Origin of the sequence: Luteolibacter flavescens, from assembly GCF_025950085.1 — a bacterium.
In the GTDB taxonomy this organism is placed as follows: Bacteria; Verrucomicrobiota; Verrucomicrobiia; order Verrucomicrobiales; family Akkermansiaceae; genus Haloferula; species Haloferula flavescens.
Map to the genome: position 1 here is coordinate 1 of NZ_JAPDDS010000016.1, position 25,837 is coordinate 25,837.

Genomic DNA, 25,837 nt, shown 5'->3' on the forward strand with positions numbered 1-25,837 from the left:
CCCTCATCCACCTGTCGATGTCGAGGCGCATGCTGGCGAGAATTACAGCATGAGTTATTTTTCAGACGGCTTCTAAGGAAGGATCGATGCTTTTTCAGCATGAGGATCCGAGGATCGACCCACCGGGGCCAGCGGGAACCGCGGCCCTTTTCGTTGGTGGATGGCGAATGATGCCGGGGGAAATTGAGGATTTTGCTTCGTAGCGGATGCGCTGCGCGCTTCCGGGTGGGCGGGCTTTGTCTGGAGATCGCCACGTTGATTGTACGTGCGGTCCGCACCCCGCCGGAACGACGCAGTAGTCCCGCTACATTTGTGTCGACGGAATGTCGACACGCCGCAGGTCACACGAAGCCGAGGACGCGGGCGGTGCCGTGGCCGGGGATGGTGAGTTCCCCGGCTTCGTAGGCGGACTTGTGGAGGTAGCCGAGGGCGGTGTGGAGGCCGCTTTCATTCGGCCATGGGGCGATGCTGGTCAGCGTGCCGGCGGGCTTGCCGTCGAGTTCCATCTCGGTGCCGGGGGCGATCCCGGGCTCGACGAGGAGAGCGGCGAGGCGGCGGTTCACCTTTCCGACGGTCTTGAGCCGGGAAAGCACTTCCTGGCCGATGTAGCAGCCCTTGTGGTAGCAGACGGTCGTGCGGTCGAGACCGGCTTCCGGCGGGAGGATGCCGGGCATCAGGTCCGCGCCCCACTTCGGCAGGCGGGCCAGGATGCGACGGGTCTCGGACTCGGCTTCGGTGAGGATTTCCAGTTCCGGAAGCTCCGGATGATCCGGAAGGGGCTGGCTGCTGGAAGCCGCTGCCACGGGGAGCCAGAGATCGAAGCCATCCTCGCCGATACGCTTGGCACGCCGGACGAAGCCACCTTCAACGGCGGGCGGTTCGGTCGCATCGACGACGTGGACGAGTTGCCACTCGTCCGAGACATCGTGGATCTCCGCGTCATCGGCGATGAGGTAGCGGCCGAGACGGGCTTCGAGTTCCTCGCGCTGGTCGGCAGGGCCCTCGACCCATGGCGAGCCATCGGGCCCGCGGAGGACGTGGACATAGGCCTGCAGCTTGCCCTTAGCATCCGTGACGCAGGCGGGCAGGGCGGTCTCGCCCAGTTCGCGAACGTCCTGGGTGATCTGGCCATTCAGGTAGCGCACGGCATCCGGCCCGCGGAAGGCGAGCAGGCAGCGCGATTCCGGGGCGAGGGCGCGGAGCTTCACGGCTGGGGCTGGGTCTGGACGTAGGGGGCTGCGAGGGCCGAGTAGTCGCGGTCGGCCAGGCCTTGGTCGCAGAGTTCCTGCATGCGCTGGGAGACGGTGCGGATCGCCGGGGTCTCCAGCCCGGCCTCGGCGGCCAGGTCGAGCACGTAGCGGCTGTCCTTCAGCATGTTGGAGAGCGAGAAATGCGTGTCGAATTCCCCCTTCGCCATCGTCGGCAGCTTCATCGCCGCGAGCACGGACCCGCAGGCATTCAGCGAGACGGCATTCACCAGTTGCGCCGGGGCGATGCCGTGGCTCGTGGCGGTGGCCAGCGATTCGGCGAGCGCCTGCACGGTGCAGGCGGAGATCAGGTTCGTGACCAGCTTCATCACGGTGGCGGTGCCGGTCGCGCCGCAGCGCAGCACGGACTTCCCGCTCTGCAGCAGCACGGGCTCCACGCGGTCGATCAGCGCGTCATCGCCACCTGCGTAATAAACCAGCGCGCCACCCGCGGCGGCCTCGCGGCTGCCGGTGAAGGGGCAATCAAGGAAGCCGATCCCGCGCGCGGCGCATTCCTCCGCCAGCCAGCGGGTGGTCGGCAGGTCGATGGTCGCGTGATTCACCAGCACCCGCTCACGGGCAGGCGCGGCGAAAATCCGGGCGGCGATCTCGCGCACGGCCGGGGCGTCCTTCAGGTAAAGGAGCACCAGATCCGCGTCGGCGATGGCATCCTCCACGCTGGCAGCCTCGGTCGGCAGGCCTTTAGGGGTGCGATTCCAGGTTCTCACCCGGCGTCCGGCTTTCTCCAGATTCGAGGCCGCGCGGGAGCCGATGATGCCGAGCCCCAGGACGGCGATGGTGTCGAAACTCATGGTCATTCCTCGCGCTTCAGGGCGAGCTCGGCAAGCTTCGCAGCCTGCTTGGTGATCTCGGCGACCTTCTCCTTCGAGATTTTCTCGCCGTCTTCCAGCGTCATCTCCGTGCGCAGGCCGGCGAAAAGATCGCGCATTTCCAGATACGTCGGGCGCTCGGAAATCCGGGGATTCAGGCCGCCGACGATCGCCGAATAGTAGTCGGCGATGTCCTCGCGCATCACGTGCTTGGCGCGCTCCGGGCTGAATTGCGTCTCCACCGCGGACGAGGAGACCTGCAGCGCGCGGATCCAGCCGCCCATCGAGATCAGGTGGGCGAGGTCGGCGTCGCGCAGGGCCACCAGCTCCAGCTCCACGTCTTTCTGGGTGGCGGAGAGTTCCTTCTTGAGCTGCGCCACGTCCTGCTTGCGGGCGCTTTCCAGCAGGCTGGCGGCATGGCGGTTCACGCGCTCGCCGGCACCGAGGGCCTTGCCGTAGCGGGTCAGGTCGGCGGCGAGCTTCTCCACCTTGCCGAGTTCACCCGCCTGCACGACGAGAAAGCCGTCGGCGATCAGGAAACCCAGCTCCACGGCCAGATCCGCACGATCGAGCGGGGTGGTCGCCGGAGTTTCGCGCTGGAATTTCAGGATGGGCAGGGGAGCGAGGCTCTCCAGGGATTCGAAGATCTTGGCGATGGCCGGGGCGGTGAACTCGTTGATGGCGAGCTCCTCACGCACGTGGGCATCTTCGAGGAGGTCGGCCGGGATTTCCGGCTTTCCATCCTGGGCGGTCGCCGGGAGACAGGCCATGATGGCTCCGAGAGCGGCGGCAAACGTCGGGCGGGAAAGAATCACGGAAAGAATGCTGCCACCGGAGCGTATTTCCCGCAACTGACAATGCGGGGACCGAAGCCAAACACGGTTGGAGATATCCCGGCTTGACTTGGGTTTTGAAGAATGTTGGCCTCCGGCCCGCCCGGATTGCCTCTCTTCCAAGCGCTTGGCGGTGCCACGCTCCAATCTTTACCCGAGCCTCATGGACTTCTCATCACCCCTCTGGTACGCTTCGTACATCCTCGTGCTGACCGGTCTCGCCGGTTATGGCTTCCACCGCCTGTGCATCGTGTATCTCTACGCGAAGCACGCCCGGAAGAAGCCGGAGCCGAAGGAGATCTTCACGGACCTGCCGCTGGTGACCATCCAGCTCCCGGTTTTCAATGAGATGCACGTGGTGGACCGCCTGCTGGACTCCGTCGCCAAGCTCGACTACCCGCAGGACAAGCTCCAGATCCAGGTGCTGGACGACTCGACTGACGAGACGACGGAAATCTGCCGCCTCGGTGTGGAGCGCCTTCAGGCCCAAGGCTTTGACGCGGAGATGATCCACCGTACGGACCGCACCGGCTACAAGGCGGGCGCTCTGGAGAACGGCACCCAGTTCGCCAAGGGCGAGCTGCTTTTCATCCTGGATGCCGACTTCGTGCCAAATCCGGACGTGCTCCAGAAGACGGTGCACTACTTCTCCGATGAGAAGATCGGGATGATTCAGACCCGCTGGGGTCACCTGAACCGGACCTTCAACGTGCTGACCCGCATCCAGGCGATGTTCCTGGACGGTCACTTGGAGCTGGAGCAGACCGCGCGCAACCGCAGCGGCCGCTTTTTCACCTTCAATGGCACCGCCGGCATCTGGCGGAAGAGCTGCATCGCCGACGCCGGCGGCTGGGAGCACGACACGCTCACCGAGGACATGGACCTCAGCTACCGCGCCCAGCTCAAGGGCTGGCGCTTCATCTTCCTCAATGACGTGGAGACCCCGGCCGAGCTGCCGGTGGACATGGACGGCTTCAAGAGCCAGCAGCACCGCTGGACGAAGGGCTCCATCCAGGTCTGCAAGAAGGTCCTGCCCGCGATCTGGAAGGCCAAGGTGCCGCTCTACATCAAGATGGAAGCCACGGCGCACCTGACGTCGAACTTCGCCTACCTGATGCTGATCTGCCTGTGCTTCCTGATCTACCCGAACCAGGCCGCCGCGCCGAACTTCGGCGAGTGGACGAAGTACATCATCAATATCCCGATCTTCTTCTTCGCCTCCGTGTCGGTGATTGTATTCTACATCACCGCCCAGAAAGCCCTCCGCCCGAACTCCTGGTGGAAGGAGCTTCCCTACCTGCCGCTCCTGCTGGCGCTCGGCATCGGCATGTCGATCAACAATGCCAAGGCTGTGATCGAGGCCATCTTCAATCACCAGACCGCCTTCGTCCGCACGCCGAAGTATGGCATCGACCAGAAGCCGAAGGCTGACTGGAAGAAGAGCAGCTACAAGGCGATGAAGACCCTCACGCCGGTGGTCGAGCTGCTGTTCGGTTTCTTCTTCCTGTTCGTGGTGGTCGAGGCTGCCATGAAGGGGAATATCGCATCCGCAATTCTACTGCTTCCCTTCCCGATCGGTTTCTTCTACACTTCGCTATCGTCATTGGCACGCTTGCTGCCCTCCGGTCGCGTCGCCTTGGACTCCACTGTCGATAACTCCAAGGAAAACTAGAAGCACCCACATGATTCGGCGAATTCTCCGTTCCGCCTACGTACTCGCATTGGCCCTTCCCTCCACCCTCCTGCTGAACAGCTGCGGGAGCGCGAGCAAAGACACGAGCAGCCAGATGATTGTCAGCGTGACCGACCAGCGGATGCTGCTCGTGCGCGATGGCAAGCCCGTCAAGAGCTACCCGATTTCCACCTCCAAGTTCGGCATCGGCTCGGAGCGTAACAGCAACCGCACGCCGCTCGGCCGGATGGAAGTCGCCCGCAAGATCGGCGGCGGAGCTCCTACCGGCATGGTCTTCAAGAGCCGCCGCCCGACCGGCGAGGTCCTGAAGCCGAATGCGCCGGGCCGCGACCCGATCGTCAGCCGCATCATGTGGCTGAATGGCACCGAGGCGCACAATCAGAACACCTTTGGCCGTCTCGTGTATATCCACGGCACTCCGGAGGAGTCCCGTCTGGGCACCCCGGCATCCTACGGCTGCATCCGCATGGGCATGAAGGATGTGGTGGATCTCTACGACCGCGTGGGCGAGGGCGCCGAGGTCCGCGTGATGCGCGGATCGCTGCTCGATACCTGGGCCGGCCAGGAGTTTGCCCGCAAATATTCCTCACAGAAGCTGCTCGGTGTGGCACAAAGGTGAGGCCGCCCGACACTCAAGCTTGACAGGGGAGCTTTGATTCCTACATTGCCGCCCCCGCGCGACCCGGCTCGCGCCTGAACCGTCCGAAACTTTTTCCGAAAATGGCCAATCACAAGTCCGCCCTCAAGCGCGTCCGCCAGACGAAGGTCCGCACCGAGCGCAACCGCGCCCGCAAGATGACCATCAAGACGCTCCGCAAGAAGACCCTCGCCGCCGTCGCCGCTGCTGACAAGCCAGCCGCCGGCCAGTCCCTCTCGGAGTTCTCCTCCGCCGTGGACAAGGCTGCCAAGAAGGGCCTCATCCACAAGAACAAGGCCGCAAACCTGAAGAGCAAGGCTGCGAAGGCATTGGCCACGATTGGCTGAACTCCTTCCACCGGACGGTTTTGAAATCTTGAAGCGGCTCCGGGCTCCGGTGCCGCTTCTTTCTTTTGAAGACCCATGGCAACCCCGACCCCGGATCCCGACTCACGCGAGGCGAAAGCCGCCAAGATCGCTGCAAATCCTTCTGCCTACAAGGTTTGTGAAGGATGCGACTCGATCGTAGGCACTGGCGTCGTCCTCTGCCCGAATTGCCACAGCTATCGCTTCGACGCGACGCCGGAGAGCGTGCGGAGGCAGGCCCTGGCCCTCGGAGCGCGCGAGCAGACCTCGGTCACCGCGGGCGATCTGAGCTGAGGGTCGGAGTTTTTTCCAAAAATAACGTCAATTTCCGGGAACAAATTGGATCTTGCCGTGTTCTAAGACGAGGTTATTACGACCACCGATTCCACAACAACCCACCACAGCATCCATGAAACTGCTACTCAGCTCGTTCGTCGCACTCTTCTGCTGCGCCCCTCTCGCCTTCGCCGGTGACTGCGACAAGTGCAAGGAAGGCGACAAGAAGGAAGAGACCACCCTTGCCGGCAAGTGCAAGGACGGTGACTGCGACAAGGAGGAAGATCCCGCCCTCGCCGGCAAGTGCAAGGACGGCGACTGCGACAAGGAGGAAGAAGCTGCCTTCGCCGGTAAGTGCAAGGACGGCGACTGCGACAAGGAAGAAGAGCCCGCTCTCGCTGGCAAGTGCAAGGATGGCGATTGCGACAAGGAAGAGGACCCAGCCCTCGCCGGCAAGTGCAAGGACGGCGACTGCGACAAGGAAGAAGAGACTCTCCTCGCCGGTAAGTGCAAGGACGGCGACTGCGACAAGGAAGAAGAGACCCTCCTCGCCGGCAAGTGCAAGGATGGCGACTGCGACAAGGAAGAAGATCCGGCCCTCCTGGCCTGATCGCTTCTGTTGAAGCTATAGATTTTCCGAGCCGCCGGTGACCCCCGGCGGCTTTTTCGTGCCTGCGTCGCTCGACAGTGGATGGCATTCCCCGATGGTCCGGGACGGCCACGGCCTTCCTCCCCATGAGCACCCTCAGCCTCGTCTATCCCCACCAACTTTTCGCCCGTCATCCGGCGATGCGCGAGGGCCAGTCTTCGCTGCTCATCGAGGATCCGCTGTTCTTCGGCAATGACCCGCATTGGCCGATGTCGGTGCACAAGCAGCGGCTGGTGCTTCACCGGGCGTCGATGAAGGCATGGGCAGCGGGGCAGGAAGGGGTCAGCTACATCGGGGTGCCAGCGGGTGCGGATCTGGATTCCGCCGGTCTTTTAGAAAAGGAGGTTTCGAGAAAGGTGACTCGGCTGGAGTTGGTCGATCCGGTGGATGACGTCCTGATGCGGCGCATCCGTCGCTTCGCGGAGGGCCGGGGGATGGAGCTGGTGATTCATCCGTCGCCGAATTTCCTGACGCCGCCGGACCTGCTCATGGAGCACACCGGACCGGGCCGGAAGAAGCCCTTCATGGCGTCCTTTTATCAGGCGCAGCGCCAGCGCATGGGGATACTCGTGGAGGCCGATGGCTCGCCGACCGGCGGGAGGTGGTCCTTTGACGAGGAAAACCGGCAGCGCTTCCCCGAGGATCATCTGGCGCCGATGGTGCCTCGCATCACGCCAAACGAGCATGTGAAGGAGGCGGCCGAATGGGTGGAAGCGAGGTTCCCGGAGAATCCGGGGCGTGCGGATACCTTCGACTATCCGGTGACCCGCCGCGGGGCGTTGGCGTGGCTGGACCGGTTTCTGGAGCAGCGCCTTGCGGACTTCGGCGCGTATGAGGATGCGCTTTCGCGGAATCACCGGGTGCTTTTCCATTCCGTGCTCACACCGGTGCTGAATATCGGCCTGCTGGATCCCCGGGAAATCGTGGACCGGGCACTGGCCCATGCCGCGAAGCACCGCGTGCCGATGAATTCCCTCGAGGGCTTCATCCGTCAGGTCATCGGCTGGCGGGAGTTCATGGCGGGCATCTACCGGCACCGCGGTGTCGCGATCCGGAACGGCAACTTTTGGAAGCACGACCGCCCGATGCCCCGAGCGCTTTACGACGGGACGACCGGCATTCCTCCCGTGGACGATACGATCCGCCGCGTGCTCGACCATGGGTGGTGCCACCACATCGAGCGGCTGATGGTGATGGGGAATTTCATGCTGCTCTGCCGCATCCGCCCGGACGATGTCTACCGGTGGTTCATGGAGCTATTCGTCGATGCCTACGACTGGGTGATGGTGCCGAACGTTTATGGCATGTCGCAATTCGCCGACGGCGGCACCTTCACGACGAAGCCCTACCTGAGCGGGTCGAACTACCTGCGGAAGATGTCCTACTATCCGAAGGGCGAGTGGTGCGACACATGGGACGCGCTTTCCTGGAGCTTCATCAGCGATCACCTGGAGTTCTTCGGGGCAAATCCCAGGCTTTCGATGATGGCCCGCACTTGGGAAAAGCTGCCCGCGGCGAAGAAAGAGGCGCATCACGCCCGCGCCGCGTCCTTCCTCAAGGGGCTCCGCTAGCCGCGCGGGTGGAATTTCTTGTGCACCGCCTTCAGCCGCGAGGCATCCACGTGAGTGTAGATCTGGGTCGTGGAGATGTCGGCGTGGCCGAGCAACTCCTGAATCACCCGGAGATCGGCCCCACCCTCCAGCAGGTGAGTGGCGAAGGAGTGGCGGAGCAGGTGAGGATAGACGTTCTGGTCGATCCCCGCCATGGCCGCGCGTCTCTTCACCACCTGCCGCACGCGGTCGGGCGAGAGCTTCGTGCCGCGGACGCTGAGGAAGATCTCGGAGCCGGTGCGCTTCTTCACGAGGGCCGGACGCTCGTTCCGGAGGTAGTCTTCAAGCGCTTCCTCGGCCTGCTGGCCGACAGGGACGAGGCGGGTCTTCGAGCCCTTTCCCGTCACGCGGATGAAGTGCTCCACGGTATCGAGGAATTCCAGCTTCGCCGAGCAGATCTCCGCGAGCCGCAGCCCGGAAGCGTAGAAAAGCTCCAGGATCGCGAGGTCCCGCCGCCCGAGCAGCTTGGAGGTGTCGATGGATTCCAGGAGCTTGCGGATGTCCGAGGCGTGGAGCGTTTCCGGCAGGGATTTTTCCGGCCGGGGGGAAAGGAGCGGCTCGGCGGGGTCCATCGGGAGCTTCCCCCGCGACACCAGCCAGCGGAAAAAGATCTTCAGGTGAACGGTGGTGATCCGCAGGGATGAGGCGGCAAGCCCGGCGGTCTTCCGCTCCGCGAGAAAGGCGGCGAGCTCATCGGTCCCGACATCCCGGAGTTGCAAGTTGCATTTCCCGATATAGGCTGAAAGTGCATCGAGAGACTGCTGCACGGAGAGCTGGTAGGCGGTCGATAGTCCGCGCTCTGTCGCCAAATACAGAATGAATCCCTCCGCCTCTGCTTCCACGGCGGAAAGCTGCCAGATTCGTGAGGTTTTGGCTAGGGAGAGGGTGCCGCTTGGGAAACGCGGCCGGGTTTCCAATTGCTCCGGCACGCGCAACGCTCTTGGCTCCCCACCTTCATGCCTGAGATACCTATTTCCTGGTGGGTCGCGTTCAACGCGTTCGTAATCTTCATGCTGGCCCTCGATCTGGGGGTCTTCAACCGGAAGGCCCACGTGGTGAAGCTGAAGGAGGCGCTGGGCTGGACCGCGGTTTGGATCGTCATCGCGATGATCTTCAACGTGTGGGTATGGAACACGCTCGGCGCGGTGAAGGGCCAGCAGTTCCTGGCAGGCTACATCCTGGAGAAGTCGCTGTCCGTGGACAACGTCTTCGTGTTCGCGGTGATCTTCTCCTTCTTCAAGGTGCCACGGGAATACCAGCACAAGGTGCTGTTCTGGGGTATCTTCGGTGCGCTGGTCCTGCGGGCGGGCATGATCGCGGGCGGTGCCGCGCTGATCAACAATTTCACCTGGATCATCTTTGTCTTCGCCGCGCTACTGGTCTATACGGGCGCGAAGATGTTCTTCCACAATGAGGACTCCGTCGATCCGGGCAAGAGCATCGCGGTGCGTCTCCTGAAGAAGACGATGCCGATGACGAACGACTATGTCGGCTCGAAATTCCTCGTGAAGCAGGACGGCAAGTGGTTCGCCACGCCGCTGCTCGCCGTGCTGCTCTGTGTGGAGGTCACCGACGTGATCTTCGCCGTGGACTCGATCCCGGCGATCTTCGCCATCACGCAGGACACTTTCATCATCTACACGTCGAATGTCTTCGCGATCCTCGGCTTGCGTGCCCTGTACTTCGCCATTGCGGGTATCCTGCCTTACTTCCACTTCCTGAAGTATGGTCTCGGCGTGATCCTGATCTTCGTCGGTATCAAGATGTCGCTGGCCCACAGCGCGTGGAAAATCGACATCAATGTCTCGCTGAGCGTCATCGCCGGCGTGCTGGCGACCTCGGTGATCGCTTCGATCATTCATCGCAAATTGCACCCTTTGCCCGTCACACCAGAGTCCCCCGAGGATGCGGTGAAGCTCGAACAGGCCGAAAACGAGAAGGAATGAGGCTTGCGCACTTGAGAAACAGGGATGAAATCCTCCCCTGCCTCTCTCAGGTAACTACCTAAATAATGTCCGCACCCCTTGAGATCGCGTTAGTCCTGTTATTGCTCATTTTTAACGGGGTCTTCGCGATGACCGAAATCGCCATCGTCTCATCCCGCCGCGCACTCCTCCAAGCCCGAGCCGATGCCGGGAACAAGGGGGCTGCACGGGCCCTGAGACTGGCGGAATCGCCGAACCGATTCCTTTCCACCGTCCAGATTGGCATCACGCTTGTCGGCATCTTCGCGGGTGCCTTCGGTGGTGCCAGCCTTTCGGCCAAGCTTTCGGCCTGGCTCCAGCCCATGGGCTTCCTCGGCAATTTCGTCGAGGAAGTCTCCTTCGCGATCGTGATCGGATCGATCACCTTCGCGTCGCTGATCGTGGGCGAGTTGGTCCCGAAGCGTCTGGCAATGCAGTTCCCGGAAGGGATCGCGAGCATGATGTCCGGGCCGATGTCGGCTCTTTCGAAGATCGCATCTCCCTTCGTGTGGGTCCTCTCCTGGTCCACGAGCACGCTCCTCCGCCTCGTCGGGGTGAAGGAGTCCGATGATCAGAAGATTTCCCGTGAGGAAATGACGGTCCTGATCCGCGAGGGCATGGTGGCCGGTGGCGTGCAGCACACCGAGTCGCAGATGATGGAAGGTGTTCTGGAATTCGAGCAACTGGACGTCTACGACCTCATGATTCCGCGCCCGAAGATGGTGTGGATCGAGCGTGACGAGCCCCACTCGGAAGCTTGGCCGCGGATCGTGAAGAGCACGCAGTCCATCTTCCCGGTTTACCAAGGCCAGCGGGACAATCTTGTCGGCGTGGTTTCCGTGAAGGACTGCTACGCGCAGATGGCGGCGGGCATTGAGGTGAAGTTCCAGAACCTCATGCAGGCGCCGCTGCTGGTGCCGGAAGTCCAGAAGGCGAGCCTGCTGTTGGAGGAATTCCGCCGCACCGGTCACCACACCGCTTTCGTGGTGGATGAATTCGGCGGCGTGATAGGCATGGTCACCCTGATCGACCTGATGGAAGCGATCATCGGCGACGTGCCTTCGAAGGAGGAGCGCCTGACGATGCCCTTCAAGCAACGCAAGGACGGCTCGTGGCTGATCGACGGCATGTTCGAGATCGAAAAGCTCGAGACCTTCCTCACCGACTTCGACGCGCCCGAAGGTGCCGGCGATGAATACCAGACGCTTGCCGGTTGGTTCTCGCAGCGCCTCGCCCGTGTCCCGACCGAGGGCGACCTCATTGAGGAACACGGCTGGAGATTCGAGATCGTTGATATGGACGGCATCCGCGTGGACAAGGTGCTGGCCATGCAAATCCCGCCCGTGCCTCAAGAAGAGATAATCGCGCCACTTTGATGTGGCGCGAATAAGGAAATTGTGCCACATTGGCGGTGGAGAGGGTGATTCTCATCCATCTTTCCGCTGCCGATCATGCCACACCAAGTTCCACCGCAAGAGCTCGACGCTCTGCTTCAGATCATCCGCAAACGCTATAATGGGGCGTCCGTCGGCGAACTGCTGAAGGATGCCTCGCTTGGGCTTGCCAGGCGGACGCTCCAGCGGAGGTTGGACAACTTGGTTGAGCAGCGTGCTATCGTGCCTGAAGGGGAAGGGCGCTCCCGGCGGTATCGTGCCACGTGGCACGTTTCTGATTATGGCGAGTATGTGCCTGATCGGGGCGAGCCACAGCCGCTGACGAGTATCATCCGCGAGGATTCGCCGGAGCTGAACGACGCCGTGTGGCAAATCCGTGGGCTCGTTCGCAAGCCCCTTACGGAACGTCGCCCCGTGGGCTATCGCAGTGAATTCCTCGATGCCTACGAGCCGAACCGGACTTTCTACCTCCCGGAGCGTCTTCGTGAAGAGCTTGGCCGGATCGGTCAGGTCGGCATGGAGAACCTGCCCGCAGGGACGCATATCCGGCAGGTGGTGGACCGCCTGCTCATCGACCTCTCGTGGAATTCCAGCCGCCTGGAGGGGAATACCTACACGCTGCTGGAGACCCAGCGCCTGCTGGAACTGGGGGAAGACGCGGACGGCCGGGCGACCGAGGAGGCGCAGATGATCCTGAACCACAAGGCCGCCATCGAAATGCTCATCGAGGATGCGGGGGAGATCGGCTTCAACCGATACACCATCTGCAACCTCCACGCCGTGCTCGCGGACAATCTCATCCGCGACGGCGCGCTCGGGAGGGTGCGCTCCTGTCCGGTTGGCATCAGCGGGACCGTGTTTCATCCCCTCGGCGTGCCGCAGCAGATCGAGCAGCGCTTTGACGACATCCTGATGAAAGCGGACGCCATCCGGAATCCGCTGGAGCAGGCATTCTTCGTCATGGTCCACCTGCCCTACCTGCAGCCCTTCGAGGACGTGAACAAGCGGGTGTCCCGCCTGGCGGCAAACATCCCGCTCATCCGCAGCAACCTGTGCCCGCTCTCCTTCGTCGAGGTAAAGCGCGAGGACTACATCAGCGCCACCCTCGGCGTCTATGAGCTGAACCGCGTGGAATACCTGTGCGACGTCTTCGCGGAAGCCTACCGCCAGTCATGCCTGCGCTATGCGCGGGTGCGGCAGGAGGTGGGCGAGCCGGATCCATTCCGCATGCGCCACCGCGCTGCGATCGCCCGCGTCGTGCGGGAGGTGGTGCAAGCCGCCATGGACCAGAAGCAGGCGCTGAAGTGGATCGCTGTGGAAGCGGAGAAGGAAATGCCCGAGGCCGAGCGCGCGCAATTCATCGGAGAGATCGAGCAAGGCCTGCTCAATCTCCACGAAGGAAACATCGCGCGCTACCGGCTGCGCCCCGCGGAGTTCGCGGGGTGGCAGGAAAACTGGCGCTGAATTCCCGGTCAGTCGCCGAGCTTGAAGTTCGGCGACTGGCTGAGGAAGCGCTTCGGATTCTCGAAAAGGATCCGGTCCACGTCCTTGGCCGAGTGCTTGCGCCGCTTCATCTCAAAGCCGCATTTCACCACGGCCAGCGGATCGGAGACGCCCCAATCGCACGCGGAATTCAGCCACAGCCGCTCGCTGTCGCTGGTCTCCAGGATGTCGATCGCGCGGTTCGGCGTGCACTTGCTCTCGGGATAGAGGGTCAGGCCGGCCCAGTATCCCTGCTCAAGTACTAGGTTCACCGTATGTTCTTCCACGTGGTCGATGATCACCTTGCCGCGGTCGAGCTTGGAGAAAGAGGCGAGCGCATCGAGGATCAGCCGCGTGCCCTTCAGCTTGTCCTCCAGGTGCGGCGTGTGGATCAGCACGGGCAGGTCGTGATCGAGCGCGAGCTGCACGTGCTCCTCGAAGATCGCGAGCTCGCTCTTCGTGTTCTTGTTCAGGCCGATCTCGCCGATGCCGAGCACGGTCGGCTTGTCGAGGAAGTCGGGGATGATCGTCATCACCTCGCGGGCGAATCCGGCGTCTTCGGCTTCCTTCGGATTGATGCACAGCCAGCAGAAGTGCGGGATGCCATATTTCGCGGCTCGCTTCGGCTCATACTCGGTGAGCTGGCGGTAGTAGTCGTGGAATCCCTGCGGCGACGAGCGGTCGAATCCCGCCCAGAAGGCAGGCTCACAGATCGCGGCGCAACCGGCCAGGGCGAGCTTCTCATAGTCATCCGTCGTGCGGCTGACCATGTGTGCGTGGGGCTCGATGTATTTCATGAAGCGCGAGACTGGGGGGGCGGTAGGCTCAGGACTGGAGGCTCTGTGGAGCGCCGAATGCACCTTGGAAGGTGGCTTTTTCCGCCGGTTCCGTGGAGTGGTCGGAGAGCGCCTCGAGCACGGCCTTTGCCCGGCCGGGCTGATCGGACAGGAGGATGGGCAGTGCCTTCTTCAATCCATCGAATCGGAAATCCGTCTCTCCCTGGTGCCTCTCGATGCGGTCGAGGAAGGCGGCGATGTCGAGCAGCTTGTACCGCGCGTCCATGAAATGGAGGTCGAGGATGTCCTTCTTCGTCGGCATGCGGGGACTCTACGGCGGCTGTTCCCGATTCCCAGCGGGAAAGCGTGGGAGGCGGGAATCCGGGCATGCACCGTTTGAAATGCACGGCCCGATTCGGACTGGCGAATCTTCCCGGTGGTGAAAGATTTCACCGGGGCATCCCGTCCCGCTTATCGCACCATGCGCTTTTCCCTCGTCCTGCTCGCCCTGCTTTCCTGCGCCACCGCGGAGGAGAAGCACTGGGCCTATGTGCCGCCGGTGAAGGCGGACGTGGCGGGGCACCCGGTGGATGCCCTGCTCGCGAAGGCATGGGAGCGCTCGAAGCTCCAGCCCGCAAAGCCCGCGGCCCCGCGCCAGTGGCTGGAGCGCGCGGCATTCACGCTCACCGGCCTGGCGCCCACGGACGAGCAACTGCGGCGGATCGAGGCCAGTCCGGACGATGCGACGTGGAGAGCGCTGATCGACGAGTTGCTTGCGAGCCCGGCCTACGGCGAGCGCTGGGCGCGGCACTGGATGGACGTGGCACGCTATGCGGATACCCGCGGCTACAATTTCGACCAGGACAACCGCTACCCCTTTGCCTACACGTATCGGAATTGGCTGATCAAGGCCTTCAACGACGACCTGCCGTACGACCGCTTCGTGAAGTTGCAGATCGCAGCGGACCTGCTGGTGGACCGGCCGGATCATCCGGACCTCGCGGCGCTCGGATTCCTCACCGTGGGATTGCGAGGCGGACCGGTGGAAACGATCGACGACCGCGTGGACGTGGTCACCCGCGGCTTCCTCTCCAGCACGGTCTCGTGCGCGCGCTGCCACGATCACAAGACGGACCCGATCACGATGCGGGACTACTACTCGCTCTACTCGATCTTTGACCACACGGAGGAGCCGGAGGACAAGCCGGTCATCGGCGCGGCGGAGGACGAGGCGGCGTTCCAGGCATACCAAGCGGAGTCCGCGAAGCTCGACGAGCAGGACCGCGCGGTGCGGCAGCAAATCGTCGATCACGTGCGCTCGAAGGAAGCGCTGCCGAACTACCTGGAACTGGCCTGGCTCGCGCGCAAGGAAGACTGGAACCACGGCAAGGCGACCAGCGAGGGCTTCAAGCGGAACCGGCTGCGACCGAACGCTCTGATGCGCTGGAAGGATTTCCTCGGCGAGAATGCGGAGGGCGAGCGGCTGAAGCGCTGGCTCGGCGAGATGGACGCCGCGGCGGATGACAACGCGCGCAAGGCGCTCTGCGAGGCGCTGGCCGGAGAATGGCTCGCCGCAGGCGAGGGGAGCGAACTCGCCGGGCTCACCGCGAAGGAGGGATGCCCGCTGAACTACGATGTGGATCGTATTTCGAACTTCATGGACGTGGAGGACGGGAACCAGCGCCGCGCCCGCATCGGAGCGAAGAGCAAGCTGATGATGGAGCATCCCGGCTCCCCTCCGCGGGCGATGACTCTTTCGGACAAGGGACAGTGGGGGCAGGCGGTGATCTTCGAGCGCGGGAATCCTGCGGCCCGCGGTGAGAGCTTCGACCGCCAGTGGATGTCCTTCCTCGGGGGTGGCAAGTATGCCGATGGGATGAGCCCGCGCCTGTCGCTGGCGGAGAAAATCACCGACCCTGCGAACCCTCTGACCGCGCGGGTCATCGTCAATCGCACGTGGGCGTGGCACTTCGGCGCGCCATTGGCGGAACCGGGGGACTTCGGCCCGCAGACGCTGAGGCCGGAGCTTCTGGAGCTGCTTGATACGCTGGCGGTGAGCTTTTTGGAAAAGGGTCAGTCGATGAAGGAGCTGCACCGGCTCTTGCTCACGTCGCAGGCATTCCGGCTCGGAGCCGAGGGCGCTGCGGAGAATGATGCGATCGACCAAGCGAACACGAAGTTCTGGAAGTGGAACCGCCGTCGCCTCGACTTCGAAACGATGCGGGACCGGGTGCTGGCCTCCAGCGGGGCTCTCCAGACGGATCGCACCGGAGGTCGCTCGATCAATCTCGACGATCCGCCGGCTGACACTCGCCGCAGCCTGTATGCCTTCGTCGATCGCTATGCGCTGCCTGGCACCTTCGTCTCATTCGACCTGCCGCATCCCGACCATCACAGTCCGAAGCGGGTGGAGACCACCGTGCCGCAGCAGGCACTGTATTTCCTCAATGGCCCCATGGTGATCCGCCAGGCGGAGAAGCTGGCAAGTGATGAACGCTTCAAGGCGCTGCCCGATGATCGCGCGAGGCTGGAGTGGGTCTATCGCACGCTATTCCGCCGCGCTCCGGCAGAGGAGGAGATGCAGGCGGCGCTCGATTGGATCGGCGGCGTGGACCCCGCGGACTACGCGCCCAAGCTCGGCGGATACTGGGAAGTCCGCCACGCTCCGGACGCCGCTGCGCCGACGAACGAGCTGGCCACCTTTCCGATCTTCGCCGACGGGGTCTGGAAGACCGGCCCCGATCCCGCGACGGCTCCGATCCGCTGGCTGAATGTGGCGGCGAATGGCGGCCATGCCTCCGCACATCACGCGATGGTGCTGCGCTGGCGTGCGACGGGATCCGGCCAGGTGAAGATGAGCGGGCACCTGAAGCGCACGCAGGAGGGTGGCTCCGTGCTCGCGTGGCGCATCGATGGGAAGGGTCATCCGCTTGCCGAGGCAGAGCTGGCTCCCGACTCGTCTGCCGACATCGAGAGCACGTGGACGGAGGTGAAGCCGGGAGATACTATGGACTTCGTACTTCGCGCGCCGAATGGCGATAGCTGCGGGAATGTCGCCTGGACGCTCCGCATCGAGGGTCGCGAAAGCGAGTCGAAGCCGGCGGAGGAGATCGGTAATTTCACCCGGCAGTTTCCCAAGTCGAACGATCCCGCGCCGGGCGCACAGCCGGCGAATCCGTGGGCGGACCTGGTGCAGATGCTCTGGGCATCGAATGAATTTCACTTTGTCGACTGAATGGCTGAAGGGGCTTCACATCTCCCTCGCGTGGCTGGAGCGTCTCGCTCCAGTCCGTTGGGACGGCGTGCCGCCTCTTCCAGAAGCACGAGGGGCGAGACGCCCCTCCAACGGACTGGGGCAAGATGCCCCAGCTACAGTTAGATTCCCATGTCCCATCACCGCCTCACCGCCGCCGATGTAGTGCTCGACCGCCGCGATTTCCTGCAGCGGTGCGGGATGGGTTTCGGCGCGATGGCTCTTGCCGGATTGGCGAGGGCGGACGAGGTCCCCGTGCCGCACTTCGCGCCAAAGGCGAAGCGGGTGATCCACCTCTTCATGAATGGCGGGCCGTCGCAGGTGGATACCTTCGACCCGAAGCCGAAGCTCCAGGAATTCCACGGCAAGTCGATGCCGCTCGATGGCCTGAAGACCGAGCGCCCGACCGGAGCAGCCCTGCGGTCGCCCTTCTCCTTCAAAAAATACGGGCAGAGCGGGCTGGAGGTCAGCGAGCTCTTCGAGCACACGGCGAAGCACGCCGATGACTTGTGCGTGATCCGCTCGATGACGGCGGACGTGCCGAATCACGAGCCCTCGCTGATGCTGATGAACTGTGGCGATGGCCGCTTGTCCCGCCCCTCGATGGGATCGTGGATCAGCTACGGCCTCGGCAGTGAGAATGAGAACCTGCCGTCCTACGTCGCGCTGTGTCCCGGTGGCATGCCGATCAAGCGCGCGGAGAACTGGCGCTCGTCATTCCTGCCCGGGAATTTCCAGGGCACCTATCTCGACAGCTCGATCGAGGACGTGAACCGGATGATCGAGAACCTGCGGAATCCCTCCGCGCGCGACAGCCGCCAGGCGCGGCAGCTCGATTTCCTGCGGAAGCTGAATGACCGCCACCTAGTCTCGCACGGTCATGACCCGCAGCTCGAGGCACGCATCCGCAGCTTCGAGCTGGCGTATCGCATGCAGAGCGAGGCGACGGACGCCTTTGACGTGACGAAGGAGCCGCAGCACGTGCGGGACATGTACGGGCCCGGGGCCTTTGCCCGGCAGTGCATGATGGCGCGCCGTCTGGTCGAGCGTGGCGTGCGCTTCATCCAGCTCTGGCATGGCAATGGCCAGCCATGGGACAGCCACGATGACATTGAGGACCATCGCCGTCTGGCTAAGGAATGCGACCAGGGCATCGGCGCGCTGCTTGCGGACCTGAAGATGCGCGGCCTGCTGGACGAGACGCTGGTGCTGTGGGGTGGAGAATTCGGCCGCACGCCCGCGGTGGAGCTACCACAGGCGGGGTCGAATGCGGGCGTGATGAAGGGGCGGGATCACAATCACTACGGCTTCACCGTGTGGATGGCGGGCGGCGGGGTGAAGGTCGGCCATGTCCACGGCGCGACCGATGAATTCGGCTACAAGGCCGTGGACAAGCCGATGCACGTGCATGACCTCCACGCGACGATGCTGCATCTGCTGGGCTTCGACCACGAGAGCCTCACCTACCGCTACTCCGGGCGGGATTTCCGGCTGACCGACGTGCACGGGAAGGTGATCCAGGATCTCTTCGCGTGATCCACCGACATTGAATTGCGTGGCGGGCGGTGAAGCGCTGGAATCGCGCCATGAAATCGCTCGCTGCCGCCGGCGTCGTCCTCCTAGCCGCATGTCAGGACCAGGCTACTCCGCCGGTGACCACGGCAGCGCCGACCGCTGTCGCACCAAAGCCAGCGGCAGTCGCGAAACCAGCGGCCCCGCCGGTGATGAAGGCTGGCAAACTGACGGTGATGGATGTCACCACGCTCTTCCCGAGGCAGCAGGCGGGCACGGTGCTGCTGTATGATGCGCGGCCCGGCTTCGTGGCCGGATTTGGCAAGATCCCCGGGGCGATCTCGTGGCCGAAGAATGATTTCGATGCCCGCATTTCGCAAAGCGAGGCCGAGATCCGTGCGGCGAAGTCCGCTGGGAAGCCGGTGGTGATCTATTGCACCGATGCTGCCTGCCCGGATGCCCGCGCGGTGGCGGAGAAGCTGGCGGCGCGTGGTCATGACATCTCGATCCTCGACGGTGGCTTCGCGACGTGGAAGGAAGCGGGATTGCCGACGGAGTGAGATCTTGAAATGCGCGGGGCGATTCCGGTGTATGGTCATCTTCCATGGCCAAGACCTCGCGTTCCCTGCTCATCGCCCTCGGTTGCGTGGCGGCGACCACCGCTGCCTTCATGACCTCGAGCCCGGCTCAGACGGCCAAGGCCGGGGCCGATGGAAAGAAGAAGATCGTCTTCGTGGCGGGGCGTCCGAGCCATGCGCCGGGCGAGCACGAGCATCGCGCGGGAAGCATGCTGCTGGCGGAGGACCTGAATGAAAGCGGCCTGCCCGTGGAGGCCGTGGTGGTCACGGATGGCTGGCCAAAGGACGAGTCGGTCTTCGACGGTGCAGCGGCGGTGATTTTCTACGCGGACGGCGGTGGCGGGCATCCGGCGATCCAGCATCTGCCAAAGCTCCGCGAGATCGCGGACTCAGGCGCGGGCATCGGCTGCATCCACTATGCCGTGGAGATCACGAAGGGAGAGCCGGGCAATGCCTTCCTCGATCTGATCGGCGGGTACTTTGAGAGCGATTGGTCGGTGAACCCGCACTGGGATGCGTCCTTCAAGCCCGCGAAGCATGAGATCAGCCGGGGCATCGATGACTTCAAGATCCGCGACGAGTGGTACTATCACATGCGCTTCCGCGGAAAGATGGAGGGCGTCACGCCGATCCTGACCGATCTGCCCGGGCCGGAGACCCTGTCGCGGCCGGACGGGCCGCACTCGGGGAATCCCGCGGTGCGTGCGGCGGTGCTGGAGAGGAAGGAGCCGCAGCACGTGATGTGGGCCTTCGAGCGCGAGGCGGCAGGTGGCAAGGGCCGCGCCTTCGGCTTCACCGGCGGGCACTTCCACAAGAACTGGCAGCACGATGACCACCGCGGGATCGTGCTCAACGCCATCGCGTGGATCGCCCAAGTGGAAGTGCCGGAGAACGGCGTGCCAAGCAAGACCCCGACGGACGAGGAAATGCGGGAGAACCTAGATGAGAAATGAGCTGTGTGGACCTTCGGTCCACACAGGCGCAGGCCGGGCGCTGACTTTACAAGTCATGCCTGAAAGGATAGGCATGCTGCCATGACCCTGCGGAAAAACGCGCACATCGCTTTCTTCAGCACGTCCACGAAGGCGGAGAAGGCCTTGTGGATGGCTCATTGGAGCGGCGCCCTGTTTCTCGCCGCGGGGCATTTTATCAATGCTCCGGGATTCCTCATCACGGGCTTCGCCGTGCTCGCGATGGTTTACGGGATCTCGGCTGCCGGGTTGAAGGGACGGGCGGGATCGGTCAATCGCGTGGCTGTCGGCTTGTTCCAAGGCCTGGTGGTTGCCTTGCCCATGTTCGCGCTGCTCATGGTTCTCGGCTTGCTGGCCTTTGTGTTCGCGGGCTTCGGAGGAGGCTTCACCGTGGATGGCGCATTCCGGATGCTCCAGTTCTGCGGGGTGATAGTGGCGATCATGACCAGCGCACAGGTCCCGTGGATCGTGACGCGATGGAGTCCGGAAGGTGGCGCGCGGCAGGCAGCTTGAGTTGTTAGAAAGCCATTGGGGAGTTTGCTTCGTAGCGGATGCGCTGCGCGCTTCCGGCTGGGCGGGGCCGCGAGATGGATCGCCGCTTTGATTTTCAATTCGGCCCGCCCCCAGCCGGAGCGACGCAGTCGCTCCGCTACATTTGTGTCGACGGAACGTTGCCACGCCTTGCTCAGGGACGCCTGCGGCGTCGCGTGTCGATCAATGGTACTCCTGGATGCTCTTCACCGTCATGTCCTGCTCCTTCAGCGAGCGGATCGCCTTCACGGACGCGCGGGCGGCGGCCATGTTGGTGCAGTAGGAGATCTTGTTCGCCACGGCACCGCTACGGATCTTCACCTCGTCCTCGCGGGCGGAGTGTCCGCTCGGGGTGTTGATGATGAAGTGGATGTCCCGGTTCTTCATCATGTCGATGACGTGCGGGCGACGTCCTTCGCTCAGCTTGAAGAGGCGGTGGCAGGGGATGCCCTCGGTCTGCAGGCGGTCGCAGGTGCCGCCGGTGGCGTAGATCTCGAAGCCCAGGTCCACGAGCTCGCGGGCGACTTCCATCGCGGCGGTCTTGTCGCGGTCGGAGACGGAGAGGAAGACATTGCCCTTTGTCGGCAGCGGGTTGAAGGAGCTGGTCTGCGCCTTCGCGTAGGCCATGCCCCAGTCGGCGTCGATGCCCATGACCTCTCCGGTCGAGCGCATCTCGGGGCCGAGCACGATGTCGATGCCGGGGAAGCGGTTCCACGGGAAGACGGCCTCCTTCACGGAGAAGTGCGTGGGCACCACGGTCTCGGTGAAGCCGAGCTCGGCGAGCGTCTTGCCGACCATGATCTGGGCGGCGTACTTCGCCAGCGGCACGCCGGTCGCCTTCGAGACGAAGGGCACGGTGCGCGAGGCACGGGGGTTCACCTCGATGACGTAGAGCTGCTCGTCCTTCACGGCGAACTGGATGTTCATCAGGCCCTTCACGTCCAGCTCGCGGGCGAGCTCCTTCGCGGCGCGGGTGATCTCGGCCTTGATCGCGTCGGAGAGCGAGTGGGCAGGGATGCAGCAGGCGGAGTCGCCGGAGTGGATGCCGGCCTGCTCGATGTGCTCCATGATGGCACCTACGACGGATGTAGTACCATCCGAGATGCAGTCCACGTCCACCTCGGTCGCGGCTTCCAGGAAGCGGTCCACGAGCACGGGGCGATCCGGCGAGACGTCCACGGCCTCGCGCATGTATTTCCGCAGCTCGTTTTCCTCATAGACGATCATCATCGCACGGCCGCCGAGCACGAAGGACGGGCGGACGAGCACCGGGTAGCCGATGCGCTCGGCGATGACGGCGGCCTCGTCCTCGGAGACGGCGGTGCCGGCCTCGGCCTGCTTCAGGCCGATCTTGTCGAGCAGCGCGGAGAAGTGCTTGCGGTCCTCGGCGAGCTCGATGCTCTCCGGCGAGGTGCCGATGATCGGCACGCCGTGGCGCTTGAGATCCGCGGCGAGATTGAGCGGCGTCTGGCCGCCGAACTGGACGATCACGCCGTCCGGCTTCTCCTGGTCGCAGATGTTGAGGACGTCCTCAAGGGTGAGCGGTTCGAAGAACAGCTTGTCCGAGGTGTCGTAGTCGGTGGAGACCGTCTCGGGGTTCGAGTTCACCATGATGGTCTCGTAGCCGAGTTCCTTCAGCGCGAAGGCGGCGTGGACGCAGCAGTAGTCGAATTCGATGCCTTGGCCGATGCGGTTCGGGCCGCCACCGAGGATGATGATCTTCTTCTTGTCGCTGTCGCGGGCCTCATTCTCGTCACCGTAGGTCGAGTAGAAGTAAGGCGTGTAGGCCTCGAACTCCGCCGCGCAGGTATCGACGAGGCGGTAGGTCGGGATGATGCCGCGGGCCTTCCGCTCGGCGCGGATGGTGTCCTCCGTCGGTACATCGACCACGGCCCCCTCGGGCTCTGCGCGTGGCGGTGCGCCGGCAGGCTGGTCCTTTTCGCCGTGGATGGAGGCATCGTGGATCTCCGGCGCGTGGGCGCGGGCCATAGCGATCTGGCGGTCGGAGAAGCCGAGGCGCTTCGCGTCCTTCAGGTCGAGCGTGGCGAGGTTCTTGCCCTCGTCGGCGATCTCCTTGAGGTGGTGGAGGAACCACGGATCGATGGCGGTCGTTTCGAAGACCTCGTCGATGGTCCAGCCATTCAGGAAAGCGGTCTGCAGCCAGAAGATGCGCTCGGCATTCGGCACGGCCAGCTTCGTCTCGATCTCCTCGCGGGTCGCGCCGTGGATGTCCTTCTTGTCGAAGCCGAAGCCCCAGCGGCCGGTCTCCAGCGAGCGCAGCGCCTTCTGCATGGACTCCTTGAAGGTGCGGCCGATGGACATGGCCTCGCCGACCGACTTCATCGAGGTGGTGAGCACCTGGTTCGCGGTCGGGAATTTCTCGAAGGTGAAGCGCGGGATCTTCGTGACCACGTAGTCGATGGTCGGCTCGAAGGAAGCCGGGGTCTCGCGGGTGATGTCGTTCGGCAGTTCGCCGAGCGTGTAGCCCACGGCGAGCTTCGCGGCGATCTTGGCGATCGGGAAGCCGGTGGCCTTCGATGCGAGGGCGGATGAGCGAGAGACGCGCGGGTTCATCTCGATCACGATCATGCGGCCGGTCTTCGGGTCGATGGCGAACTGGATATTGGACCCGCCCGTTTCCACGCCGATCTCGCGGATGACCGCGAAGGACGCGTCGCGCATGATCTGGTACTCGCGGTCGGTCAGCGTCTGGATCGGCGCCACGGTGATGGAGTCGCCGGTGTGGACGCCCATCGGGTCGATGTTCTCGATCGAGCAGATGACCACGCAGTTGTCGGCCTTGTCGCGCATCACCTCCATTTCGAATTCCTTCCAGCCGAGGAGGGATTCATCGATGAGGACTTCGGAGACGGGGGACAGGTCGAGGCCGCGGTGGATGATTTCCTCGTACTCCTCGCGATTGTAGGCGATGCCTCCGCCCTGTCCGCCGAGGGTGAAGGCGGGACGGATGATGAGGGGGAAGGTGCCGATTTCCTCGGCCACCTTGCGCGCTTCCTCCATCGTGTGGGCGATGCCGGAGCGCGGCATGTCGAGGCCGATCTTGATCATGGCCTCCTTGAAAAGCTGGCGGTCCTCGCCCTTGTCGATCGCCTCGGGCTTCGCGCCGATCATCCGGACATTGTGCTTCTCCAGCACGCCGGACTTGTGGAGCGACATCGAGGTATTCAGCGCGGTCTGGCCGCCGAGGGTGGGCAGCAGGGCATCCGGTTGCTCGCGGATGATGATCTTCTCCACCACCTCCGGCGTGATCGGCTCGATGTAGGTCCGGTGCGCGAACTCCGGATCGGTCATGATGGTGGCCGGATTCGAGTTCACGAGGACGACCTCGTAGCCCTCCTCACGCAGTGCCTTGCAGGCCTGAACCCCGGAATAGTCGAATTCGCATCCTTGGCCGATGACGATGGGACCGGAACCGATGACGAGAATTTTGCGGATCGAGGTATCTTTGGGCATGGCGGGACGGGACGAGGGATGGCTGGCGCGCGCGGGGTAAATTTCGGGGTGTTTCGCAGGCCCCGCCCCGGATGTAAAGGGCTGGATTGACGGGATTTTAGCAGCAGGGGTTTCGCGCCCCGGAGGCATCCCGCCAGTGCGGCACCGCGTGCGGGCTCAGCGCGACTGGGGCAGCTTGTCGAGCATCGCGTCCCGGTAGCGCGAGGGCGGCATCCGGTGGACGGACTTGAAGACGCGGGAAAAGTGGAAGGGATCCGGGAAGCCGCAGGCGGCGGCCACTTCCTTCACCGAGCTGCTGCCCTCCAGGAGCAGGGTGGCGGCGTGCTGCATCTTCAGCCGGGTGAGGAATTGGTAGGGGCTCTCGTCGTGGAAGCGGGAGAAAAGGCGGCACAGGTAGGGCGCGTCCAGGTCGCAGGCATTTGCCACCGCCTCCAGGGTGCCGAGCGAGAGGTAGTTCTGCTCGATGCAGTGCTTCACCCGGCTGAAGGTGGCGAAAGCGCGGGTCTCCGTGCTGCCGGCATCCACGGCGTCCTCGTGGCACATCAGCAGGAGCTGCTGGACGATGGCAGTGCAGATCGGCCGGGAAAACTTCGAATTCCGCGACCCCCGGTCGATCAGAGTGTCAAAGGCGCGCCGGATGGGCTCGGACCTCAGGCAGTGGGAGAGCACGCCGAGCCTCAGATCGTAGCGCAGGAGGAAATTCGCGGTCTCCGATCCCCGGAAGCCGACGAAGTATTTCAGCAGCGGCTTCTGCGGGTCGGTCTTGATGTGGTGCTCGATGTCCGGACCGTAGAGGAAGAAGTCCCCGGCCTTCAGCGGCGACTCGACCCCATTCAGCGAGACGATCCCTTGGCCGCCATGGACGAACTCGAGGACATACCAGGGGAAGCCCATGCGATCGATCCGGTAGTCCGGCCGGCAGCGCTCGAAGCCGCCGCATTTCACCTCGAAGTCCGCGGGGCCCGGCTGGTCGAAGAAGAAGATCTGGGAGGACTCGACCTGTCGCGACATGAAGGTCGCCGGGCTCACATTGGGATCGGTGGAGGGCACGAACTAATTCGTGTGACAGGATCGGCAGGTGGGGAAGGTAGAATCGTCCATCCTAGGTAAAATATATCCATTGATGGCGCGGGTTTTGGTTGCGTGGCGACCGGAGTGATCTGGCCGGGCTGTGGGGATCAGAAGATCCTTTCCGGCACAGTCACGATATCCCCGTCCTCGACCTTGAAGGATTGGCCTTCGGGGACGGTCAAATTCAGGTTGATGACCTCGCCGCGACGGTTCACGCGGATCTTCTTCGGAAAGCCAAAATCGGTCATGTCCCCGGCCTTTGAAATCACTGACCGGAGAGTGTCGGAGCCGCGCAGGGCGACCGGTCCTGGTCGGTTCACCTGACCGATGACAGTGGCCGTGCCCGTGGAGGCTTCTTTCATGCGGGTGGCATAGGACTCGTCTTCGCGGAGGCCGCGGGATTTCGAGGGAAGACGGGGGCCGGTGGAGGTGCTTTCAAAAGAGGACCCGCCGGTCGGGCCGGAAGTCGAGCCAGTTCCCGCAGTGACGCCGGACAGGCTGGCGTCGCCCGCCTGCCGCTGCGCCACATCCGAGGCGGCGGTGAGCAGGCACCCGACGGCCATTGCCTGGAGCATCCACGGTTTCATCCACAGGCATGATGGGGTGAGGCGGGGCGGATGCGAAGCAAATAGCGGCGGAACGCTTTGGCGGCTGCGGATTCCACTTGGCGGAGGCCGGGGGCGTGGTGAAA

Annotated in this window: 23 protein-coding genes; 14 read left to right on the forward strand and 9 right to left on the reverse strand. The window is 63.7% G+C overall.

Translation table 11 applies throughout. The features are described 5' to 3' along the window. Positions 1-341: 341 nt before the first annotated feature. From ygfZ to OKA04_RS21140, 3 genes are read right to left on the reverse strand one after another with little or no spacing between them, the layout of a single operon-like run. On the reverse strand, positions 342-1,208 hold the full coding sequence (gene ygfZ, locus OKA04_RS21130) for a CAF17-like 4Fe-4S cluster assembly/insertion protein YgfZ (protein WP_264503208.1): 867 nt from the start codon (positions 1,206-1,208) through the stop codon (positions 342-344). Then, positions 1,205-2,059: an NAD(P)-dependent oxidoreductase gene (locus OKA04_RS21135; RefSeq protein ID WP_264503209.1), complete on the reverse strand. Its 855-nt coding sequence runs from the start codon at positions 2,057-2,059 to the stop codon at positions 1,205-1,207. The genes ygfZ and OKA04_RS21135 overlap by 4 nt, the downstream gene beginning before the upstream one ends. A 2-nt stretch (positions 2,060-2,061) precedes the next feature. Next, a complete protein-coding gene (locus OKA04_RS21140; protein ID WP_264503210.1) occupies positions 2,062-2,892 on the reverse strand; it encodes a hypothetical protein in 831 nt (276 codons plus the stop codon). A gap of 181 nt (positions 2,893-3,073) precedes the next feature. Between OKA04_RS21140 and OKA04_RS21145 the strand changes: the two genes are divergently transcribed. The 6 genes from OKA04_RS21145 to OKA04_RS21170 all read left to right on the forward strand — a co-directional run bounded on the left by OKA04_RS21145 (position 3,074) and on the right by OKA04_RS21170 (position 8,101). Continuing rightward, complete coding sequence (locus tag OKA04_RS21145; RefSeq protein WP_264503211.1) at positions 3,074-4,582, forward strand: cellulose synthase family protein; 1,509 nt, start codon at positions 3,074-3,076, stop codon at positions 4,580-4,582. Positions 4,583-4,709: 127 nt separating this feature from the next. Next, positions 4,710-5,222: a L,D-transpeptidase gene (locus OKA04_RS21150; protein WP_264503212.1), complete on the forward strand. Its 513-nt coding sequence runs from the start codon at positions 4,710-4,712 to the stop codon at positions 5,220-5,222. A 101-nt stretch (positions 5,223-5,323) separates the two neighbouring features. Beyond that, positions 5,324-5,587, forward strand: a complete 264-nt coding sequence (gene rpsT / locus OKA04_RS21155; RefSeq protein WP_264503213.1) for a 30S ribosomal protein S20 — start codon at positions 5,324-5,326, stop codon at positions 5,585-5,587. A gap of 75 nt (positions 5,588-5,662) precedes the next feature. Continuing rightward, on the forward strand, positions 5,663-5,899 hold the full coding sequence (locus tag OKA04_RS21160) for a hypothetical protein (protein WP_264503214.1): 237 nt from the start codon (positions 5,663-5,665) through the stop codon (positions 5,897-5,899). Between the two features lie 115 nt (positions 5,900-6,014). Then, complete coding sequence (locus tag OKA04_RS21165; protein WP_264503215.1) at positions 6,015-6,491, forward strand: hypothetical protein; 477 nt, start codon at positions 6,015-6,017, stop codon at positions 6,489-6,491. Positions 6,492-6,616: 125 nt separating this feature from the next. Beyond that, positions 6,617-8,101: a cryptochrome/photolyase family protein gene (locus OKA04_RS21170; protein ID WP_264503216.1), complete on the forward strand. Its 1,485-nt coding sequence runs from the start codon at positions 6,617-6,619 to the stop codon at positions 8,099-8,101. Here the strand turns inward: OKA04_RS21170 and OKA04_RS21175 are convergent. After that, a complete protein-coding gene (locus tag OKA04_RS21175; RefSeq protein ID WP_264503217.1) occupies positions 8,098-8,982 on the reverse strand; it encodes a tyrosine recombinase in 885 nt (294 codons plus the stop codon). The genes OKA04_RS21170 and OKA04_RS21175 overlap by 4 nt on opposite strands. 114 nt (positions 8,983-9,096) lie before the next feature. Here OKA04_RS21175 and OKA04_RS21180 point away from each other — a divergent pair, with 114 nt between their 5' ends. The 3 genes from OKA04_RS21180 (at position 9,097) to OKA04_RS21190 (ending at position 12,962) form a co-directional block, all read left to right on the forward strand. Next, on the forward strand, positions 9,097-10,086 hold the full coding sequence (locus tag OKA04_RS21180; protein WP_264503218.1) for a TerC family protein: 990 nt from the start codon (positions 9,097-9,099) through the stop codon (positions 10,084-10,086). A 65-nt stretch (positions 10,087-10,151) separates the two neighbouring features. After that, positions 10,152-11,480 (forward strand): hemolysin family protein, encoded by a 1,329-nt coding sequence (locus tag OKA04_RS21185; protein ID WP_264503219.1) that lies wholly within the window; start codon positions 10,152-10,154, stop codon positions 11,478-11,480. Positions 11,481-11,720: 240 nt separating this feature from the next. Then, positions 11,721-12,962, forward strand: coding sequence for a Fic family protein (locus tag OKA04_RS21190; RefSeq protein WP_264503220.1), 1,242 nt, complete (start codon positions 11,721-11,723; stop codon positions 12,960-12,962). A gap of 8 nt (positions 12,963-12,970) precedes the next feature. On the opposite strand, the gene OKA04_RS21195 is transcribed toward OKA04_RS21190, so the two are convergent. Both OKA04_RS21195 and OKA04_RS21200 read right to left on the reverse strand, forming a co-directional pair. Continuing rightward, positions 12,971-13,777: a TatD family hydrolase gene (locus tag OKA04_RS21195; RefSeq protein WP_264503221.1), complete on the reverse strand. Its 807-nt coding sequence runs from the start codon at positions 13,775-13,777 to the stop codon at positions 12,971-12,973. A 28-nt stretch (positions 13,778-13,805) separates the two neighbouring features. After that, positions 13,806-14,078, reverse strand: coding sequence for a hypothetical protein (locus tag OKA04_RS21200; RefSeq protein ID WP_264503222.1), 273 nt, complete (start codon positions 14,076-14,078; stop codon positions 13,806-13,808). Between the two features lie 159 nt (positions 14,079-14,237). On the opposite strand from OKA04_RS21200, the gene OKA04_RS21205 reads away from it, so the two are divergent. The 5 genes from OKA04_RS21205 to OKA04_RS21225 all read left to right on the forward strand — a co-directional run bounded on the left by OKA04_RS21205 (position 14,238) and on the right by OKA04_RS21225 (position 20,583). After that, positions 14,238-16,991 (forward strand): DUF1549 and DUF1553 domain-containing protein, encoded by a 2,754-nt coding sequence (locus tag OKA04_RS21205; protein WP_264503223.1) that lies wholly within the window; start codon positions 14,238-14,240, stop codon positions 16,989-16,991. Positions 16,992-17,141: 150 nt separating this feature from the next. After that, a complete protein-coding gene (locus OKA04_RS21210) occupies positions 17,142-18,545 on the forward strand; it encodes a DUF1501 domain-containing protein (protein WP_264503224.1) in 1,404 nt (467 codons plus the stop codon). Between the two features lie 50 nt (positions 18,546-18,595). Then, positions 18,596-19,081: a rhodanese-like domain-containing protein gene (locus tag OKA04_RS21215; RefSeq protein ID WP_264503225.1), complete on the forward strand. Its 486-nt coding sequence runs from the start codon at positions 18,596-18,598 to the stop codon at positions 19,079-19,081. 44 nt (positions 19,082-19,125) lie between these two features. After that, the gene (locus OKA04_RS21220) at positions 19,126-20,052 is read left to right on the forward strand and encodes a ThuA domain-containing protein (protein ID WP_264503226.1); all 927 of its coding nucleotides are present in this window, start codon (positions 19,126-19,128) and stop codon (positions 20,050-20,052) included. Between the two features lie 81 nt (positions 20,053-20,133). Next, on the forward strand, positions 20,134-20,583 hold the full coding sequence (locus OKA04_RS21225) for a hypothetical protein (RefSeq protein WP_264503227.1): 450 nt from the start codon (positions 20,134-20,136) through the stop codon (positions 20,581-20,583). A gap of 201 nt (positions 20,584-20,784) precedes the next feature. Here OKA04_RS21225 and carB read toward each other — a convergent pair whose 3' ends face one another. From carB to OKA04_RS21240, 3 genes are all read right to left on the reverse strand, one after another. Next, positions 20,785-24,075: a carbamoyl-phosphate synthase large subunit gene (gene carB, locus OKA04_RS21230; protein WP_264503228.1), complete on the reverse strand. Its 3,291-nt coding sequence runs from the start codon at positions 24,073-24,075 to the stop codon at positions 20,785-20,787. A gap of 156 nt (positions 24,076-24,231) precedes the next feature. Beyond that, on the reverse strand, positions 24,232-25,125 hold the full coding sequence (locus tag OKA04_RS21235; protein ID WP_264503229.1) for a helix-turn-helix transcriptional regulator: 894 nt from the start codon (positions 25,123-25,125) through the stop codon (positions 24,232-24,234). Positions 25,126-25,253: 128 nt separating this feature from the next. Then, positions 25,254-25,733, reverse strand: coding sequence for a polysaccharide biosynthesis/export family protein (locus tag OKA04_RS21240; protein WP_264503230.1), 480 nt, complete (start codon positions 25,731-25,733; stop codon positions 25,254-25,256). Positions 25,734-25,837: the final 104 nt, after the last annotated feature.

Excerpts from the sequence above, each read along its gene's own strand:
- OKA04_RS21135 (WP_264503209.1), bottom strand. The coding sequence starts at position 2,059 with ATGAGTTTCGACACCATCGCCGTCCTGGGGCTCGGCATCATCGGCTCC.
- OKA04_RS21145 (WP_264503211.1), top strand. The coding sequence starts at position 3,074 with ATGGACTTCTCATCACCCCTCTGGTACGCTTCGTACATCCTCGTGCTG.
- rpsT (WP_264503213.1), top strand. The coding sequence starts at position 5,324 with ATGGCCAATCACAAGTCCGCCCTCAAGCGCGTCCGCCAGACGAAGGTC.
- OKA04_RS21160 (WP_264503214.1), top strand. The coding sequence starts at position 5,663 with ATGGCAACCCCGACCCCGGATCCCGACTCACGCGAGGCGAAAGCCGCC.
- OKA04_RS21165 (WP_264503215.1), top strand. The coding sequence starts at position 6,015 with ATGAAACTGCTACTCAGCTCGTTCGTCGCACTCTTCTGCTGCGCCCCT.
- OKA04_RS21170 (WP_264503216.1), top strand. The coding sequence starts at position 6,617 with ATGAGCACCCTCAGCCTCGTCTATCCCCACCAACTTTTCGCCCGTCAT.
- OKA04_RS21180 (WP_264503218.1), top strand. The coding sequence starts at position 9,097 with ATGCCTGAGATACCTATTTCCTGGTGGGTCGCGTTCAACGCGTTCGTA.
- OKA04_RS21185 (WP_264503219.1), top strand. The coding sequence starts at position 10,152 with ATGTCCGCACCCCTTGAGATCGCGTTAGTCCTGTTATTGCTCATTTTT.
- OKA04_RS21195 (WP_264503221.1), bottom strand. The coding sequence starts at position 13,777 with ATGAAATACATCGAGCCCCACGCACACATGGTCAGCCGCACGACGGAT.
- OKA04_RS21200 (WP_264503222.1), bottom strand. The coding sequence starts at position 14,078 with ATGCCGACGAAGAAGGACATCCTCGACCTCCATTTCATGGACGCGCGG.
- OKA04_RS21205 (WP_264503223.1), top strand. The coding sequence starts at position 14,238 with ATGCGCTTTTCCCTCGTCCTGCTCGCCCTGCTTTCCTGCGCCACCGCG.
- OKA04_RS21210 (WP_264503224.1), top strand. The coding sequence starts at position 17,142 with ATGTCCCATCACCGCCTCACCGCCGCCGATGTAGTGCTCGACCGCCGC.
- OKA04_RS21215 (WP_264503225.1), top strand. The coding sequence starts at position 18,596 with ATGAAATCGCTCGCTGCCGCCGGCGTCGTCCTCCTAGCCGCATGTCAG.
- OKA04_RS21220 (WP_264503226.1), top strand. The coding sequence starts at position 19,126 with ATGGCCAAGACCTCGCGTTCCCTGCTCATCGCCCTCGGTTGCGTGGCG.
- OKA04_RS21225 (WP_264503227.1), top strand. The coding sequence starts at position 20,134 with ATGACCCTGCGGAAAAACGCGCACATCGCTTTCTTCAGCACGTCCACG.
- carB (WP_264503228.1), bottom strand. The coding sequence starts at position 24,075 with ATGCCCAAAGATACCTCGATCCGCAAAATTCTCGTCATCGGTTCCGGT.
- OKA04_RS21240 (WP_264503230.1), bottom strand. The coding sequence starts at position 25,733 with ATGAAACCGTGGATGCTCCAGGCAATGGCCGTCGGGTGCCTGCTCACC.